Annotated in this window: 14 protein-coding genes and 1 pseudogene; 11 read left to right on the top strand and 4 right to left on the bottom strand. The window is 72.5% G+C overall.

All coding sequences use genetic code 11. The annotated features are described in order from the left end of the window. Positions 1 to 230: 230 nt before the first annotated feature. The 7 genes from AOJ26_RS03530 to AOJ26_RS44095 all read left to right on the top strand — a co-directional run bounded on the left by AOJ26_RS03530 (position 231) and on the right by AOJ26_RS44095 (position 8,833). Positions 231 to 908: a FadR/GntR family transcriptional regulator gene (locus AOJ26_RS03530; RefSeq protein ID WP_053846680.1), complete on the top strand. Its 678-nt coding sequence runs from the start codon at positions 231 to 233 to the stop codon at positions 906 to 908. Further along, on the top strand, positions 905 to 2,353 hold the full coding sequence (locus AOJ26_RS03525; RefSeq protein ID WP_053846679.1) for an amino acid permease: 1,449 nt from the start codon (positions 905 to 907) through the stop codon (positions 2,351 to 2,353). Before AOJ26_RS03530 ends, AOJ26_RS03525 begins: the two co-directional genes overlap by 4 nt. A 79-nt stretch (positions 2,354 to 2,432) precedes the next feature. Then, entirely contained in the window at positions 2,433 to 3,449 is a 1,017-nt protein-coding gene (locus AOJ26_RS03520; protein ID WP_053846682.1) for an asparaginase, read from the top strand. Between the two features lie 115 nt (positions 3,450 to 3,564). After that, positions 3,565 to 4,977 (top strand): aspartate ammonia-lyase, encoded by a 1,413-nt coding sequence (gene aspA, locus AOJ26_RS03515; protein WP_053846678.1) that lies wholly within the window; start codon positions 3,565 to 3,567, stop codon positions 4,975 to 4,977. A 45-nt stretch (positions 4,978 to 5,022) separates the two neighbouring features. Further along, positions 5,023 to 5,961 carry a glutaminase gene (locus AOJ26_RS03510; RefSeq protein ID WP_053846677.1) on the top strand — a complete coding sequence of 313 codons (939 nt, stop codon included), beginning with the start codon at positions 5,023 to 5,025 and terminating at the stop codon, positions 5,959 to 5,961. A 110-nt stretch (positions 5,962 to 6,071) separates the two neighbouring features. Further along, entirely contained in the window at positions 6,072 to 7,475 is a 1,404-nt protein-coding gene (mptB, locus tag AOJ26_RS03505; protein WP_053846676.1) for a polyprenol phosphomannose-dependent alpha 1,6 mannosyltransferase MptB, read from the top strand. Continuing rightward, complete coding sequence (locus AOJ26_RS44095; protein ID WP_053846675.1) at positions 7,472 to 8,833, top strand: glycosyltransferase 87 family protein; 1,362 nt, start codon at positions 7,472 to 7,474, stop codon at positions 8,831 to 8,833. Before mptB ends, AOJ26_RS44095 begins: the two co-directional genes overlap by 4 nt. 35 nt (positions 8,834 to 8,868) lie before the next feature. Here the strand turns inward: AOJ26_RS44095 and AOJ26_RS41440 are convergent. The 3 genes and pseudogenes from AOJ26_RS41440 to AOJ26_RS03490 all read right to left on the bottom strand — a co-directional run. Further along, positions 8,869 to 9,693, bottom strand: a pseudogene (locus AOJ26_RS41440) (D-alanyl-D-alanine carboxypeptidase family protein); the annotation flags it as partial. Positions 9,694 to 9,851: 158 nt separating this feature from the next. Beyond that, positions 9,852 to 10,988 (bottom strand): transcription termination factor Rho, encoded by a 1,137-nt coding sequence (gene rho, locus AOJ26_RS03495; protein ID WP_053846674.1) that lies wholly within the window; start codon positions 10,986 to 10,988, stop codon positions 9,852 to 9,854. Between the two features lie 226 nt (positions 10,989 to 11,214). Further along, positions 11,215 to 12,042 (bottom strand): class I SAM-dependent methyltransferase, encoded by an 828-nt coding sequence (locus tag AOJ26_RS03490; RefSeq protein WP_053846673.1) that lies wholly within the window; start codon positions 12,040 to 12,042, stop codon positions 11,215 to 11,217. Between the two features lie 133 nt (positions 12,043 to 12,175). Here AOJ26_RS03490 and AOJ26_RS03485 point away from each other — a divergent pair, with 133 nt between their 5' ends. From AOJ26_RS03485 to AOJ26_RS44835, 4 genes are read left to right on the top strand one after another with little or no spacing between them, the layout of a single operon-like run. Continuing rightward, positions 12,176 to 12,838, top strand: a complete 663-nt coding sequence (locus AOJ26_RS03485; protein ID WP_053846672.1) for a YciI family protein — start codon at positions 12,176 to 12,178, stop codon at positions 12,836 to 12,838. Continuing rightward, positions 12,835 to 13,167, top strand: coding sequence for a YciI family protein (locus tag AOJ26_RS03480; RefSeq protein ID WP_053846671.1), 333 nt, complete (start codon positions 12,835 to 12,837; stop codon positions 13,165 to 13,167). The genes AOJ26_RS03485 and AOJ26_RS03480 overlap by 4 nt, the downstream gene beginning before the upstream one ends. Then, a complete protein-coding gene (locus AOJ26_RS03475; RefSeq protein ID WP_053846670.1) occupies positions 13,164 to 14,447 on the top strand; it encodes an RNA polymerase sigma factor in 1,284 nt (427 codons plus the stop codon). The genes AOJ26_RS03480 and AOJ26_RS03475 overlap by 4 nt, the downstream gene beginning before the upstream one ends. Then, complete coding sequence (locus AOJ26_RS44835) at positions 14,444 to 14,569, top strand: hypothetical protein (RefSeq protein WP_256979467.1); 126 nt, start codon at positions 14,444 to 14,446, stop codon at positions 14,567 to 14,569. The genes AOJ26_RS03475 and AOJ26_RS44835 overlap by 4 nt, the downstream gene beginning before the upstream one ends. Before the next feature lie 35 nt (positions 14,570 to 14,604). On the opposite strand, the gene AOJ26_RS03470 is transcribed toward AOJ26_RS44835, so the two are convergent. Continuing rightward, positions 14,605 to 15,012, bottom strand: coding sequence for a nuclear transport factor 2 family protein (locus AOJ26_RS03470; RefSeq protein ID WP_053846669.1), 408 nt, complete (start codon positions 15,010 to 15,012; stop codon positions 14,605 to 14,607). Positions 15,013 to 15,039: the final 27 nt, after the last annotated feature.

Below are 15,039 nucleotides of genomic sequence, written 5' to 3'. Positions count from 1 at the left end.
TCGCGCACACCGCCACGGCGCTGAGGGACGGTTCCCGTATCTCGCGCCGAGGGCGGGGTGGCGAGGGAGCCCCTGCCTCGCGCACACCGCCCCGGGTGCGAAACGTCTCCCACACCCCGCACCCCGCACACCCGCCCCCTTGACAGCACCCTCCCGCCGCCCGGAGTATCACTCCCGTGAACCTGTCAGACAGCCGGACAGCCAGTCAGCCGCCGAGGCGTGTCAGCGCCATGGAGGCGGTGCTGGCGCATCTGCGCGGCGCCATCGAGCGCGGGGAGTACGCCATCGGCGACAAGCTCCCCTCCGAGGCGGAGCTCTGCCGCACCCTGGAGATCAGCCGGCCCGTGCTGCGCGAGGCCCTCAGGGCCCTGCAGACCATGGGCCTGACCGTCTCCAAGACCGGCAAGGGCACCTTCGTGGTGGCCAACGCCGTGGAGGACCCCACCTTCGGCGACTACGCGGCCAGTGACCTCCTGGAGGTGCGCCGCCACGTCGAGATCCCGGTCGCCGGGTACGCGGCACGGCGCCGCACCCCGGAGAACCTCGACCACCTGGCCCACCTCCTGGACCGGATGGAACGCGAGACCGACACCACGGCGTGGGTCGCGATGGACACCCTCTTCCACCTCGCCGTGGCCGAGGCCGCCCAGAACCCGGTCTTCCGCCGGGTCATCGAGGAGATCCGCGACGCACTGGCGCGTCAGTCGGCCTTCCTCAACGAGCTGGGCGGCCGCCGGGAGCAGTCCAACCGCGAGCACCGCGCGATCGTCGAGGCGCTGATCGACGGTTCCGAGCACGACGCGGTGGAGGCGATGTCCCACCACCTCGACCGCGTCGAGACCACCCTCACCGACATCGTGCGTTCCCCGCGCACGGACAGTTCCACGGAAGGCGGATCAGAGGCGTGAGCGAGCAGTCCCTGCACGATGGGGTGCAGAAACGTTCCGGCCATGTCGACGCCGGAGACGACGGCTACAGCAAGTCCCTCAAGTCCCGGCACGTCAACATGATCGCCATCGGCGGCGCGATCGGCACCGGTCTCTTCCTCGGCGCCGGCGGCCGCCTCGCCGACGCCGGCCCCTCCCTCTTCATCGCCTACGCGGTCTGCGGCGTCTTCGCCTTCCTCGTCGTCCGCGCCCTCGGCGAACTCGTCCTGTACCGCCCCTCCTCCGGCGCCTTCGTGTCGTACGCCCGGGAGTTCCTCGGCGAGAAGGGCGCCTACGTCGCCGGCTGGATGTACTTCCTGAACTGGGCCACCACCGGAATCGCCGACATCACCGCCGTCGCCCTCTACACCCACTACTGGGGCATGTTCTCCGACATCCCCCAGTGGGTGATCGCCCTGGTCGCGCTCGCCGTCGTCCTCACCGTCAACCTCATCTCGGTGAAGATGTTCGGCGAGCTGGAGTTCTGGTTCGCCATCATCAAGGTGGGCGCGCTCGTGGCGTTCATGCTGATCGGCCTCTTCCTGCTGGCCACCCAGCACCCGATCGACGGCCACCACCCCGGCCCGTCCCTGATCACCGGCAACGGCGGTGTCTTCCCCAACGGCCTGCTCCCGATGCTGCTGATCATCCAGGGCGTCGTCTTCGCCTACGCCTCCGTCGAACTGGTCGGCGTCGCCGCGGGCGAGACCGAGAACCCCGAGAAGATCATGCCCAAGGCGATCAACTCGATCATGTGGCGCGTCGGCCTCTTCTACGTCGGCTCGGTCCTCCTGCTGTCGATGCTGCTGCCCTGGAACAAGTACACCGGCGGCGAGAGCCCCTTCGTGACCGTCCTGTCCAACATCGGCATCCCGGCGGCCGGCGGCGTGATGAACCTCGTCGTCCTCACCGCGGCCATGTCCTCGCTCAACTCCGGCCTCTACTCCACCGGCCGCATCCTGCGCTCGATGGCCGTGTCCGGCTCGGCGCCCAGGTTCACGGGCGTGATGAGCCGCAGCCAGGTCCCCTACGGCGGCATCCTGCTCACCAGCGGCGTCTGCGTCCTCGGCGTCGGCCTCAACTACGTCGTCCCTGCGGACGCTTTCGAGATCGTGCTGAACTTCGCCGCCATCGGCATCCTCGCCACCTGGGGCATGATCATGGTCTGTCACCTGCTCTTCTGGCAGCGGACCGAGAAGGGCGACCTGACCCGCCCCGGCTACCGGCTGCCGGGCTCCCCCTGGACCGAACTCGTGACGCTGGCCTTCCTCGCCTCCGTCCTGGTCCTCATGTACGCCGACGGCGGCGCGGGGCGCACCACCGTGCTGTGCCTCCCGCTGATCGTCGCGGCCCTGGTCGCCGGATGGTTCGCCGTCCGCGGCAGGGTCTCCCGCACCTCCACCGAGAACGAACCGACCGGCGCGTGACAGCCCGCGCGCATCCCCAGCCCGAACCGACCGGTACGCACGCGTGACCCGCGTGGCGTTCCCGGAGAAGCAGGAAGTGATGTACAGCAGTTCCGTCGCGGCCGCACCCCTGGTCCGTGAGCCCCTCCACGCCCCCGTCGCCCACCTCATCCGCGGCGGGCTGATCGAGGGCACCCACTACGGTTCCGTCGTCGTCCTGGACGGCGACGGGAACGTCCGCTTCCAACTCGGCGACATCGAGGCCGCGTTCTATCCGCGGTCCGCGCTCAAGCCGGTCCAGGCCGTCGCCATGGTCCGGGCCGGGCTGCCCCTCGACGGAGAGCTCCTCTCGCTCGCCGCGGCCAGCCACTCCGGCGAGGAACGCCACCTCGCCGGCACCCGGCGGATCCTGGAGCTGGCGGGCCTCTCGGAGGACGCCCTGCGCAATGTCCCCGACATGCCGTTCGGCCCGGCCGTCCGGGACACCTGGATCCGGGACGGGCGCGGACCGTCCCGGCTCGCCCAGAACTGCTCCGGCAAGCACGCGGCGATGCTGTACACGTGCGTGCTCAACGACTGGCCGCTGGAGGGCTACCTCGACCCCGGGCACCCGCTCCAGCAGGCGATCGCCGAGATCGTCGAGGACCTCACCGGACAGCGGATCGCGCGCGTGACCGTCGACGGCTGCGGTGCGCCCCTGTTCTCCGTCTCGCTGCACGGCCTCGCCCGCGCCGCCGCACGGATCACCTCGGCGGCCCCCGGTACGCCGGAGGCCCGGGTCGCCGACGCGATGCGTTCGCATGCGGAGATGGCGTCCGGGGCGGGTCGGGACGTGGCCGCGCTGATGAAGGCCGTGCCGGGACTGCTGGCCAAGGACGGTTTCGAGGGTGTCGAGGTCGCGGCCCTTCCTGACGGGCGGGCCGTCGCGGTGAAGATCTCCGACGGGGCGAACCGGGCGCGGGTTCCGGTTGCCGCGGCGGCGCTTGCGTGGGCCGGGGTCTCGCCGGATCTGCTCACGGAGTTCCAGGGCGAGGTGCTTCTGGGCGGCGGCCGTGAGGTCGGGCATGTGCGGCCGGTTCGTTCGCTGGAGCCCGTCGCCGAGGCGGCTTGCGCCTAAGAGGCTGCCCCTGCCTCTCGTCCGGCGGCCGCGGTCCGTAAGTGGCTGGTCGCGCAGTTCCCCGCGCCCCTGAAAAAAATCTCACCCGACCCCTCCTCGGAAGAAGGACACCCTCATGACCGCCGCCGTCAGTCGCCGTGAGCACGATCTGCTGGGTGACCGGGATGTTCCCGCGGACGCCTACTGGGGTGTGCACACCCTGCGGGCCACCGAGAACTTCCCCATCACCGGCACCCCGATCTCCGCCTACCCCCACCTGATCGAGGCGCTGGCCGCGGTCAAGGAGGCCGCCGCGCTGGCCAACGAGGAGCTCGGGCTGCTGGAGGCGGGGAAGGCCGCCGCGATCGTCGAGGCCTGCCGTGAGATCCGGGACGGGAAGCTGCACGACCAGTTCGTGGTCGACGTGATCCAGGGCGGGGCCGGCACCTCCACGAACATGAACGCCAACGAGGTGATCGCCAACCGGGCGTTGGAGCTGCTGGGGCACCGCAAGGGGCAGTACGCGTTCCTGCACCCCAACGAGGACGTCAACCTGGGGCAGTCCACCAATGACGTCTACCCGACCGCCGTCAAGATCGCGACGGTCTTCGCGGTGCGTGGACTGCTCAAGGCGATGGCTGTACTTCAGGACTCCTTCGCCCGCAAGGCCGTCGAGTTCCGCGATGTGCTCAAGATGGGCCGTACACAGTTGCAGGACGCGGTGCCCATGACGCTGGGTCAGGAGTTCTCCGCGTACGCGGTCATGATGGGCGAGGACCGGTCCCGTCTTGACGAGGCCGTCGAGTTGATCCATGAGATCAACCTCGGAGCCACGGCCATCGGGACCGGACTCAACGCTCCTGCCGGCTACGCCGAGTCGGCCCGCCGCCACCTCGCCGCAATCACCGGGCTGCCGCTGGTCACCGCCGCCAACCTGGTCGAGGCCACCCAGGACTGCGGCGCGTTCGTCCAGATGTCCGGCGTGCTGAAGCGGATCGCGGTCAAGCTGAGCAAGACCTGCAACGACCTGCGGCTGCTGTCGTCGGGGCCGCGGGCGGGGCTGGGGGAGATCAACCTGCCGCCCGTGCAGGCGGGTTCGTCGATCATGCCCGGCAAGGTCAATCCGGTGATCCCCGAGGTCGTCAACCAGGTCGCCTTCGAGGTGATCGGCAACGACGTCACCATCACCATGGCCGCCGAGGCCGGACAGCTCCAGCTCAACGCCTTCGAGCCGGTCATCCTGCACTCCCTGTCGGAGTCGATCACCCACCTGCGGGCTGCCTGTCTGACGCTGGCCGAGCGCTGCGTGGAGGGCATCACCGCCAACACCGAGGCACTGCGCCGGACGGTGGAGAACTCCATCGGCCTGGTCACCGCCCTCAACCCGCACATCGGGTACACGGCCGCCACCGACATCGCCAAGGAAGCCCTCGCCACCGGCCGCGGGGTGGCCGAACTCGTCCTGGAGAAGGGCCTGTTGCCCGCCGAGACCCTCACCGAACTCCTGCGCCCGGAGATCCTCGCGGGCAGCGGCTCCCCCCTGGCCTGACGGCCCGCCTGCGAGGACACGCGCCAGGACCGGCCCGGAGGCACAATGGTGATCATGGCAACGACGTCGTCGCTCACCTTCCAGCCGGTCCTGGAGCGCATCGCCGAGGAGATCGGCCGCACTCCGGGCCGCGGCCGCGCCGCCGACTACATCCCGGCGCTCGCCGCCTGCGACCCGCGCAGCTTCGGCATGGCCGTCGCGGAGCTGGACGGCACGGTGTACGGCGTCGGGGACTGGCGCGAGCCCTTCTCCACCCAGTCCATCACCAAGGTCTTCACCCTCGCCCTCGACCTGGCCCGCGAGGGCGACGAACTCTGGGAGCACGTGGGCCGCGAACCCTCCGGCAACCCCTTCAACTCGCTGGTGCAGCTCGAGTACGAGAACGGCATCCCGCGCAACCCGTTCATCAACGCGGGCGCCCTCGTCGTCACCGACCGCCTCCAGACCCGTACCGGGGACGCGGCGGGCGAGCTCTTGTCGTTCCTGCGCGCGGAGAGCGGCAACCCGGGCCTGGACTTCGACGAGGAGGTGGCCGCCTCCGAGGCCGCCCACGGCCACCGCAACGCCGCCCTGGCCCACTTCATGGCGGCCTACGGCAACATCGACAACGACATCCCGGTCCTGCTCGACCAGTACTTCCGCCAGTGCTCGGTCCGGGCGTCCTGCGCCGACCTGGCTCTCGCCACCGGCTTCCTGGCCCGGCACGGCATCCGCGCCGACGACACCCGCCTGCTCACCCGCAGCCAGGCCAAGCAGGTCAACGCGATCATGCTCACCTGCGGCACGTACGACGCGGCCGGCGACTTCGCCTACCGGGTGGGGCTGCCCGGCAAGAGCGGTGTGGGCGGCGGGATCATCGCGGTCGTCCCGGGCCGCTGCACGCTCTGCGTGTGGAGCCCGGGCCTGGACGAGCGCGGCAACTCGGTGGCGGGGGTGGCGGCGCTGGACAGGTTCACGACGCTGACGGGCCTCTCCGTGTTCTGAGACGCGGCGCGCGACCGGTTTGCGACGGGTGCGCGACCGACCATGCACCGGTCACGAACGGGTCGCCATCGCGTCGCCTTCCGGCCACCCACGACTGCCACGCTGCCGACGTGCCGGTCAACGTCCCCGTCGATCTCCGCCGCTGCCAGGTCCTCGGTCTGGTCGGCACCGCCTTCCTCGCCGCCGGTGGTGAGACAGCGGGCGCCCTCCCCGTCCGCGAACTCCTCACCCCCGCCTCGCCCCAGGCGGCCCTCGGCCTGGTCGGCGCCTACTTCGGCGTCGTCCTGCTGATCGCGGCCTGGCTCCTCCTCGGCCGCCTGGTGCGCGCCCCGGACCAGCGGCCCGGCCCGCGCGAGCTCATGGCCGTCCTCGTCGTCTGGTCGCTCCCGCTGCTGCTCGCCCCGCCGCTGTTCAGCCGGGACGTCTACAGCTACCTCGCCCAAGGCGCCATGGCCGACGCCCACATGGACGTCTACGCCCACGGACCCGCCCTGCTCGGCGGTCCCCTCGCCGCCGAGGTCGCCCCCATGTGGCGCGACACGGCGGCTCCGTACGGTCCGGTGTTCGTGGGTGTGGCCTCCGCGCTGGCCAAGGCGTCCCGCGGTGAACTCCCCGCCGGACTGCTCGGGATGCGGCTCGTCGCCCTGCTCGGCGTGGCCCTGATGGCGGCCGTCCTGCCCCGGCTGGCCCGCCACAGCGGCGCCGACCCGGTCGCGGCGCTCTGGCTCGGAGCCCTCAACCCGCTCGTACTGCTCCACCTGGTCGCGGGCGCCCACAACGACGCGGTCATGCTCGGTCTGCTCGGTCTCGGCCTGGCCGCCGCCCTCGGCCGTCGGCCGGTCCTGGGCGCCGTGCTCGTGATGCTCGCCGCCCTCGTCAAGGTGCCCGCCGCCCTGGGACTCGCCGCGATCGTCGTGCTCCGCGTCCGGTCCGGCGACCGACCGGCGAGAGCCGTCCTCACGGCCCTCGTCTCGGCCGCCGCGACCACTGTCGCCGCGACAGCCGTCACGGGCACCAGCTACGGCTGGATCGGCGCCCTCAACACCCCTGTGTCGTCCGGGAACTGGGCCCTCACCAGCGTCCTCGGCAGCGCCACCGAGACCCTGCTGGAGCGCCTCGGCAGCGACCTGGCACCGCTCGCCGTCCCGGCCTGGCACGCGCTCGGCGTGACGGCCGCCCTGGCCCTCATCGGCCACATATGGCTCCGCCTGCGCCCGCGCCCCGTCTACGCCCTCGGCCTGAGCCTGGCCGTCGTCGCCGCCCTCGGCCCGGCGATCCGGCCCTGGTACGCCCTGTGGGGACTGTTCCTCATAGCGGCCGCCGCTCCCAGCGCCTCGGTACGGCACCGGGTGGCCGCCGTGACGGGTGTGCTCGCGCTCGCCACCCTCCCGAGCGGCGGCCCGGCCGACGCCGGGCAACTCGTCCTCGCCGTCTCCGGGGGCGTACTCGCCCTGGTGGTGCTCGTCCAGGCGCACCAGACGGTCCGGGCCCCCGCGACGGGACGCACGGCATGAGGGCGCCGGGCACGGACCGCGGCCGACTGCTGACGGCCTTCGCCGCCGTCACCGCCGTCACCGTCTTCACGGCGACCGTGCCGCTCCTGCGCGACTGGTTCGACCTGCGCGTCTACCACGGAGCCGTCGACTCCTGGGTCCGTCACGGCGGCCGGCTCTACGACTACCGGGTGCCGGGGACGCCGTACGGCTTCACCTACCCGCCGTTCGCGGCCGTCGCCATGGTGCCGATGGCCCTGCTGGGCCTGCGCGCCGCGATCGCGGTGGGCCTGCTGCTGAACCTGGGGGCGCTGGCCGTGGTCGTGCGCCTGCTCACCGGCCGGGCCTGGCGGCGCCACGGCTGGTACGGCTGCGTCCTGGGCGCCTGCGCGCTCGCGCTGTTCGAGCCGCTGCGCGACACCTTCAGCTTCGGCCAGGTCAACCTCCTGCTGCTGGCCCTCGTCCTGGTCGACGCGTGGCTGCTGGCCACGGGCCGGGAGCGGTGGGCCGGTGCCGGGATCGGGCTGGCCGCCGCGGTGAAGCTCACGCCGGCCCTCTTCATCGGGCTGCTCCTTGCCGCCCGGCGATGGCGGGCGGCGGCGGTCGCCACGGTGGTGGCACTGGCGGCGACGGGGTTCGCGGCCGTCGTGGCGCCGGACGCCTCGCGCTTCTACTGGACCGACGCGATGTGGGACACGTCCAGAGTGGGCCGCCTGGACTATGTCTCGAACCAGTCCTTGCAGGGCGTCCTGGCCCGGCTGGGGGAGACGGACCGCGCGGTGTGGGCGGCGGCCGTGCTGCTGACCCTGGGCGTGTGGGCCGTACGGGCCCGGCGGGCCGTGGGGGCCGGCGACTGGGCGGCCGCGTTCGCGCTGACCGGGCTGACCGCCTGCCTGGTCAGCCCGGTCACCTGGGTGCACCACCTGGTGTGGCTGCTGCCGTCCTTCGCCGTCCTCGTGCGCGCAGGGCACCCGCGGACCGCGGGCGCCCTGTACGCCGTGCTGTGCACCAGCGTGGTCTGGCTGTGGTTCGACGACGCGTCCGGCGTCGACGGCTTCCTCGGCGCCAACACGTACACGTGGATCACGCTCGGGCTGCTCCTGCGGCTGCCGGCCGGTCAGCCGCGCGCCGACCGCCCGAACCGGGCCCGCAGCGCCAACGCCATCGAGCCCGCACCGAGCCCGGCGGCGCCCAGGACGGCCCAGGTCTCCAGCCAGCCGGGCCCCTTGTGCTCAGGTGGCACCGTCGCCGCTGCCGCGACCGGCGCCGCCTCGGGCCCCGGCTGCGGCTTCGCCCGGAGCGCGTCCAGCGAGCCCACCGGCTCCACCCGCCCGGTCGCGCCGAACCCCCAGTCCAGCAGTGCGCGCGCCTCCTCGTAGACCGCGAAGCCGCCGCCCGACTGGGGGTTCATCACCGTCACGACGAGTGTCCGGTCGCCCCGGCGGGCGGCGGCCACGAGCGTGTTGCCCGCGTGGCTCGTGTAGCCGTTCTTGATCCCGATCAGCCCGTAGTAGGGCTCCACCCCGTCGGCGCCGGTCAGCAGCCGGTTGGTGTTGCGGATCCCGTACCGCCATCCGCCCCGGCCGGGGAAGGTCGCCTCGGCCGTGCCGCAGTACCGCGCGAAGTCCGCGTTGCGCAGCCCCGCCCGGCCGAAGACCGCGAGGTCGTACGCCGAGGAGACCTGGCCCGGGGTGTCGTAGCCGTCGGGGGAGCGCACATGGGTGTCCAGAGCGCCCAGGGCGCGCGCCTTGGCCTGCATCCGCGCGGCCGTCGTGGTCCAGCCGCCGCTGAGCCCGGCCAGGACGTGCACGGCGTCGTTGCCGGAGTTGAGGAAGACCCCGCGCCACAGGTCGGCCACCCGGTAGGTCCGCCCCTCGGCGACGCCGACGAGACTGCTGCCGGGACCGATGTCCGCGAGTTCGCTCTCGGCGACCGTGTGCCGGAGCCCACCGGGCAGCACCGGCAGCACGGTCAGGGCGAACAGGGTCTTGAGCGTGCTGGCGGGCGGCAGCCGGCGGTGGGCGTCGTGCGCGGCGAGGACCTCCCCGCTGTCGGCGTCGGCCACCACCCACGACAGGGCGGACACGTCCGGGACCCGGGGCGCGCCCCGGTGCGGCCGGACCTGGACGCCGGAGCGGTACAGCAGGGCGGGCGACGCGGCGGCGGCCGGTGGCGCGCCGGGGTCGGAGCCCGTGTGCGCGGCCGCCGTCGCGGGGGCGGACACCAGCAGTCCCGTCATGCACAGGGCGCAGACCGAGACGGCAACCCGGGAGGGAAATCCGATAGTCATACCGCAAAGCTAGGAACGGACCGGCCGTGGAACGCGCTGCCCGGGCCGTGCGGGGCGCGTGAGCACCCAAACGGGCGATGGTCCGTCAGCAGGCGGGCGACGGTACGTCAGCCGGCGGGCAGGGTCGGCTGGATCCGGCGCAGGAACGTCGCGTTGTCCGGCGTCTCGCGCATCCGCTGCAGGAGAGTCTCCAGGTTGCCCTGGCCGTCGCCGTTCTGCAGCGCCCGCCGCAGTCCGCGTACGGCGGTCAACTCCGCCGGGGTCAGCAGGAGTTCCTCGCGGCGGGTGCCGGAGGGGTGGACGGCCACGGCCGGGAAGACGCGGCGGGAGGCGAGTTCGCGGTCCAGGCGCAGCTCCATGTTGCCGGTGCTCTTCAGCTCCTCGAAGAAGAAGTCGTCGGCGCGTGAACCGGTCTCCACCAGGGCGGTGGCGAGGACGGTGAGCGAGCCGCCCTCCTCGGCGAGCCGGGCGGCGCCGAAGAACTTCTTCGGTCCGATCAGCGCGGTCGCGTCGACGCCGCCGCTCAGCGTGCGGCCGTTGCCGGAGGCCGCGTTGTTGTGGGCCCGGCACAGCCGGGTCAGGGAGTCGAGCAGGATCACGACGTCCTCGCCGGCCTCGACGAGCCGCTTGGCCCGCTCGATCACCAGCTCGGCGAGCGCGATGTGCTGCCTGGGGGTGCGGTCGAACGTCGAGGCGTACACGTCGCCCCGCACGGAGCGCCGCATGTCGGTGACCTCCTCGGGGCGTTCGTCGAGCAGTACCACCATCAGCCGGCACTCGGGGTGGTTGCCGGCGACGGCGGCCGCGATCTGCTGGAGCAGGACCGTCTTGCCGGTCTTGGGAGGGGCCACGATCAGCCCGCGCTGGCCCTTGCCGACGGGCGCGATCAGATCGGCGACCCGCCCGGTCAGGCCGGACGCCGGGTGTTCCAGCCGGATCCGCTCGCGCGGGTGCAGCGGCGTGAGGTCGTGGAAGGCGCGACGGCCCCGGCCGGGGCCGTGGCCGTTGACACGGGCGACCTCGGTGAGGGCGCGCTGGGTGCCGCGCACCCCGTCGATGACGTCCCCCTTGCGCAGGCCGTACCTGCGGATCAGGGCGGGGGAGACCTGGAGGTCGGAGGGCGAGGGCAGCAGGTTCGCGGCGCGCAGGTGGCCCTTCCCGCCGGAGTCGATGTCGAGGACGCCGGTGACGGCGCGGACCGGGGACTGCTGCTGGACCGGAGGGGTTTCGAGAGTGGTCGTCATGGTGGTCTGTCCTTTCGAGGACGGAAGGCACGGGACATGCGGAAGGGAGGGGGGAAGCCGCGAGACGGAAGGCGGACAACGCCTTCGGGCGGCGGAGGACAGCACCCACAAGACCTGTGCGGTGCTGCGGAGAAGCCGGTACATCGACCGGCGGGATGAGAGAGAACTGGCACCGGCGCCACGAAACGGGCGTACACAAGTGCTAACGGGACCGTACCACGGCCACTCAGCGCATGGCGAGGAGTCCGTACAGCAGCGGGATCCGCGGTTCGGGAAGCCGCCACCAGCCGGATGCCGTACGGGTCATCCGCGGCCAGCGCGGCCAGGGCAGCTCATCGCTCTCGCGCAACCGCCGGACACCGAGTCCCGCCTCCGTCAACGCGGTGACGACCTCGCCTATTCCGTGCATCCACTCGACGCTCTCCGTGGCGCCCTCGACGGCCGGGCCGTCGGTGTAGGTGTGGGTGGCGTCCCGGTGCACGGGTCCGGCGCCGCCCAGGTAGTCGTGGCGCAGCAGGAGTTCCGGTCCCTCGTCCGGAGCGGGCTTCGGGCCGAGCGAGTTGAGCAGCGGATGGAACTCGACCACGTACAACAGGCCGCCCGGGCGCAGCAGTCGGGAGATCACCCGCGCCCAGCGCGCCAGGTCCGGCAGGTAGCACAGCGCGCCCTTCCCGGTGTACACGACGTCGAACTGCCGCCCGCCCAGCGCCTCGACGGCGTCGTAGACGTTCGCCCGCACGTACTCGACGTCGACGCCGGCGCGCGCCGCGATCCCCTGGGCGGCCGCGACGGAGGCCTCCGAGAAGTCCAGGCCCACGGCCCGGGCCCCACGGCGGGCGAGGGCGACCGTCTCCGTGCCGAGGTGGCACTGGAGGTGGAGCACGTCACGGCCGGCGAGCTCGCCGAGGTCCTCCCACTCGAAGGCGGCGAACCAGCGCTCGGGATCGAGGTCCTGGTCCAGGCCGTAGAACCGGCTGGCGAGGTGGACGGGGGTGCGGGCGTCCCAGTTGGCCTGGTTGACCCGCATCAGCCGCGCGTGCTCGTCGGACGTCATGGGGCCATCCAACCGCGACCCCGGCTCTCTCGCCGTCACCTCACAAAAGAAGCCTTCTTCCGGGCGGGTGTCGATTCGGGCCGGTCCCGTTCGTCGGCGGGGTGTAGGAAGCTCATGAGCACCGGGAGGAACCATGAAGTACATGCTGCTCGTCTGCGGAGACGACACCGCCGACGCCTCGGGCATGGCCCCCGTCGAACCCTGGGTCGAGGAACTCGGCGACCGTGGCGTACGCCTGCACGGGCACCGGCTCGCCCGGACCGCCGACGCGGTCACCGTGCGGGTGCGCGGCGGTGAGGTGCTGCGCACCGACGGGCCGTTCGCGGAGACGAAGGAGTACGTCGCCGGCTTCGACATCCTGGAGTGCGACAGCCTGGAGGAGGCGGTCGAGGCGGCCGCGAAGCACCCTGTGGCGACGATCGGCGCCATGGAGGTACGGCCGTTCTGGGAGGACGAGGACGCCCAGGGACAGATCCGCCGGCTCGACGCCGAACTGACCGAGGCCGCGCGCACGGGAGACGTCGAGCGGGCGGTCGCCTGCTACGCGCAGGACGCGGAGGCGGTGGAGAACGGCCGGCCGCACCAGGGGGCCGAGGCGCTCCGCAAGCTCTTCGAGGAGGCCGGGCCCGTCGCCCGCGAGGTGTTGGAGTTCCGTGTCCACGTCGACGAGAGCATCGCCTTCGGGCACGCCCTCGTCCGCACCGGCGACAGGCTGCTGCGCGTCACCACCGGATACCGCAACACCGGCCCCCGCTGGACCATCGTCCACCAGCACGTCACGGAGGCCACGTCATGAAGTACGCCCTGCTGATCTGCGCCCCCGTGGACGGTGAGGAACTCGGCCCCGCCGACGACCCCCGCTTCAGCTCGTACTCCGAGGAGGTCCGCAGGCGGGACCTCGTCAAGGGCGGCGCCCGGCTGCGCCCGGCCTCGGACGCCACCACCGTCCGGGTCCAGGGTGACGAGGTCCTGCTCACCGACGGCCCGTTCGCCGAGTCCGAGGAGTACCTCGCCGGCGTCGACTTCGTCGAGGTCGCCGACCTGGACGAGGCGATCTCCCTGGCGTCCCGGCACCCGGCGGCGCTCGACGGCGGGTCGGTGGAAGTGCGGCCGGTGTGGGAGTGACTCCGGAGGAGGCCGTCGCCGCCGCCTTCCGGGAGGAGTGGGGCCAGGTCGTCGCCACCCTGATCCGGGTGACCGGCGACTGGGACCTCGCCGAGGAGTGCGCGCAGGACGCCTTCGCCCAGGCCCTCGACCGGTGGCGGCGCGACGGTGTCCCGCGCCGCCCCGGCGCCTGGCTCACCACGACGGCCCGCCACCGTGCCATGGACGTCCTGCGCCGGGAGGCGGTCGGGGAGCGCAAACTACGGGAGGCGGCCGTGCTCACGGCACCCGGGGAGCCGTACGACGACAGCGGTGTCCAGGATGACCTGCTGCGCCTGATCTTCACCTGCTGCCATCCGGCGCTGCACATCGAGGCCCGCGTCGCGCTGACCCTGCGCACCCTGGCCGGACTGAGCACGCCGGAGATCGCCCGCGCCTTCCTCGTCCCGGAGGCGACCATGGCGCAGCGTCTGGTGCGCGCCAAGCGGAAGATCCGCAACGCCGGCATCCCCTACCGGGTACCGCCCGCCCATCTGCTTCCCGAGCGCACCACGGGCGTGCTCGGCGTGATCTACCTGCTGTTCAACGAGGGGTACGCGGCCACCTCGGGCGCCGATCTCGTACGACGGAACCTGTGCGCGGAGGCGATCCGGCTGGCCCGGGTCCTGGCCCGGCTGATGCCCGACGAGCCCGAGGCCCTCGGTCTGCTCGCGCTGCTGCTCCTGCACGACGCCCGCCGTGCGACCCGGGTCGACGCCGACGGTGAGCTGGTGACCCTGGAGGACCAGGACCGCACGGCGTGGGACCGTGCCGAGGCCGAGGAGGGCGCCGCCCTGCTGGAGACCGCGCTGCGCCGGGGCCGCCCCGGGCCCTACCAGATCCAGGCCGCCATCGCCGCCTGCCACACCACCGCGCCCACCGCCGAGGACACCGACTGGGCCGACATCGCCGCCCTGTACGGCGAGTTGGCGCGGTTCGTGCCCTCCGCCGTGGTCCGCCTGAACCGCGCGGTGGCCGTCGGCATGGCCCAGGACCCCGACGCCGGGCTCGCGCTGGTTGCGGAGCTGGAGCGGGAGGGCGAGCTGACCGGCTACCACCTGCTCCCGGCCACGCGCGCCGACCTGCTGCGCCGCAGCGGTCGTACGGCGGAGGCAGCCGAGGCGTACGAGCGGGCGCTGGAGCTGGTGGAGAACGACGCCGAGCGGAGATTCCTCGAAAGGCGTCTCACGGAGTGTCGATCGGGCCGGGCGCCGTTCGTCGGTGGGGTGAAAGCGACCCCACGACACCGGAGGCCCCGATGACCGCTCACCCGCGCACCCGCCCCGCCGGCCGGCTCCGCCGCGCCCTCGCCGCCCTGCTGGGCGAGTCCGGCACCAGCACGGCCCCCGACATGTGGCTGGCCGCCCTCCGCCTCGGTGGCTGACAGGCCGCCGGCGACACCCCCGGCGTCGCGTGACGTCAGGAGGCGGTGGCGGTCCGCGCCTCCGCCTCCTTCGCGATCTGCTCGAACCGTGCCCCCATGGCCTCCGCGAGGGCCTGCGCGCCCGACAGCGGACGGACCATCACCATGAACCGGTCGATCAGGCCGTCGTCGTCGAGATGGATGAAGTCGCAGCCGTCCAGGGCCCGTTCGCCGACCCGGGTCGAGAACACCAGCGCGTGGTCGCGGCCGTCCTCGCTGCTCAGCTCGCTCACATAGCGGAAGTCCTCGAAGACCTCGACGACCGCGCCCAGGATCGCCGCCGTGATGGCCTTGCCCGCGTACGGCTTGAACACCACCGGGCTGGTGAAGACCACGTCCTCGGCCAGCAACGCCTCCACGGCCGCGAGGTCGCCCGCTTCGACCGCTTCTCGGAACGCTCGCATCGAGCCTCCATAGTCAATTTGTTGAGT

The organism is Streptomyces sp. NRRL B-24085 (assembly GCF_001282115.1).
In the GTDB taxonomy this organism is placed as follows: domain Bacteria; phylum Actinomycetota; class Actinomycetes; order Streptomycetales; family Streptomycetaceae; genus Streptomyces.
Note: the sequence above shows the minus strand (reverse complement) of the source record. Positions and strands in the feature narration are given on the sequence as shown.